Source organism: Flavobacterium glycogeni, from assembly GCF_048286775.1.
In the GTDB taxonomy this organism is placed as follows: Bacteria; Bacteroidota; Bacteroidia; order Flavobacteriales; family Flavobacteriaceae; genus Flavobacterium.
On sequence record NZ_JBLVPV010000067.1, the window covers coordinates 1 to 1,527 of the forward strand.

The window sequence follows — 1,527 nt, forward strand, 5'->3', positions numbered from 1 at the left end:
AATTCTTTCTAAAAACTTAACGATAGCTCCATAGTTGGAACGGCATGTAATCGGTTCCGTCCAACCGAGGCTTCATTGTTGGCTTTTCAAGCCCAACGAAGCCTTTACTGTTAGCGGTAGGTTTTTTAATTCTCTTTTAAAGTAATTTCTAATTTATTTAAAGCATTTTCTATGTTTGCGCCTGTATTTCTATCATTCTGATTTGCAATAATTAAGATGCCTAAATTGTATTTTGGTAAAATTTTAAGTACATTAGAAATTCCATTTGAACCACCGTCTTTTATATAGTTTGTATTGCCTTTATCATCTGCTAAAGTATCCCAAAAATATCCCATATCTATGTTTGAATAAACTTTTCCATGAGATTCAATAACAACCTTATTATTTGAATTTAATTCAAACTTGATAAATTTACTTAAATCATCCATTGTTGATTTTAGAAATTTTGATGCTCCCCAAATACTGATAGTTAAAGGTTCCATCGTATCGCCTTTTGCATTATACCCATTTGCAAGAATCTCGTTACTTCCTAAATTAAGCTTTGTAGATTTCATTCCTGCCTTTTTAAAAATTTCTTTATCCAATAGGTCTTCATAGCTTTTTTTATATACATTTTCTAAAATATAAGCACATAATTCAGGTGCTAAAGCACCATATTTATAACCAGTTCCAGGAAGTGAATCTATTTTCACATTTCGTAAATCAGATAAGAAATGTTTCTTAGTATATGCTTTATCAAGTCTGTTTTTATAATAAAGAAAACTATCCACAGGATATTTTTCTCTTATTTCTTTGGTAGAAGGAAAAGCTGTTTGTATTCCACTTCTATGGACTAGTAAATCCTTTATTTTTATTGGCTTGCCTTGAAATTCTAAGTTAGGAAAATCTTCATTCAGATATTTTCTAATGTCTTCCTCTAATCCAATTTTACCTTCTAACACCGCATTAGCCATTAGCGTTCCTGTAAATACTTTGGTGGTAGAGCCGATTTCAAAAAGTGTTTGATTGGTTGCTTTATTACCTTTTCCTTTATCCAATTCGCCGTAGTGCTTTATATAAGTTTTTTTATTTTTGACAATGGCTATCGAAACAGAATTAGCTCCTGATTTTTTCAGAAAAGAGTCTGCAACTGTATCCATTGAATGGTATACAGATTTATCAAAATTATTTTTGTTTGAATTTGATTTTTTTTGTCCAAAAGAATGAACAGAAAGAAATACAAAAAAGATGAATGAAAATTTTGTCATGATGTTATTTTCTAAAATTTAGTTGGTTTTGGAAACTTACCGCTAACGTCAGTTCTCCCGAAGCGTCGGGATAAAAACCTCCAAACGAACTCAATTTTGATAATTAGAAAGTAAATATATGGGATTTCAACTATAATTCAAACTCTTTCCTGCAGCCTTCAATTAGCTGTGGGCGGCAAGAGCAAAGCACCAATAGCTGCCCAAGTGCAAAATACAATTTCTTGTCATTAACCGCGTTACAAACGCTACGATTTACCAAGCAATTTAAGTAGGCACTCGA

1 protein-coding gene is annotated in these 1,527 nt (G+C 31.6%); it reads right to left on the reverse strand.

Annotated elements, in window-relative coordinates:
• Nucleotides 1-125: 125 nt before the first annotated feature.
• Nucleotides 126-1,247, reverse strand: a complete 1,122-nt coding sequence (locus tag ACNQGX_RS18295) for a serine hydrolase domain-containing protein (protein WP_417978741.1) — start codon at nucleotides 1,245-1,247, stop codon at nucleotides 126-128.
• Nucleotides 1,248-1,527 lie beyond the last annotated feature (280 nt).

Bases quoted from the DNA above. Each gene is read 5' to 3' on its own strand.
- ACNQGX_RS18295 (WP_417978741.1), bottom strand. From the start codon at position 1,247: ATGACAAAATTTTCATTCATCTTTTTTGTATTTCTTTCTGTTCATTCT.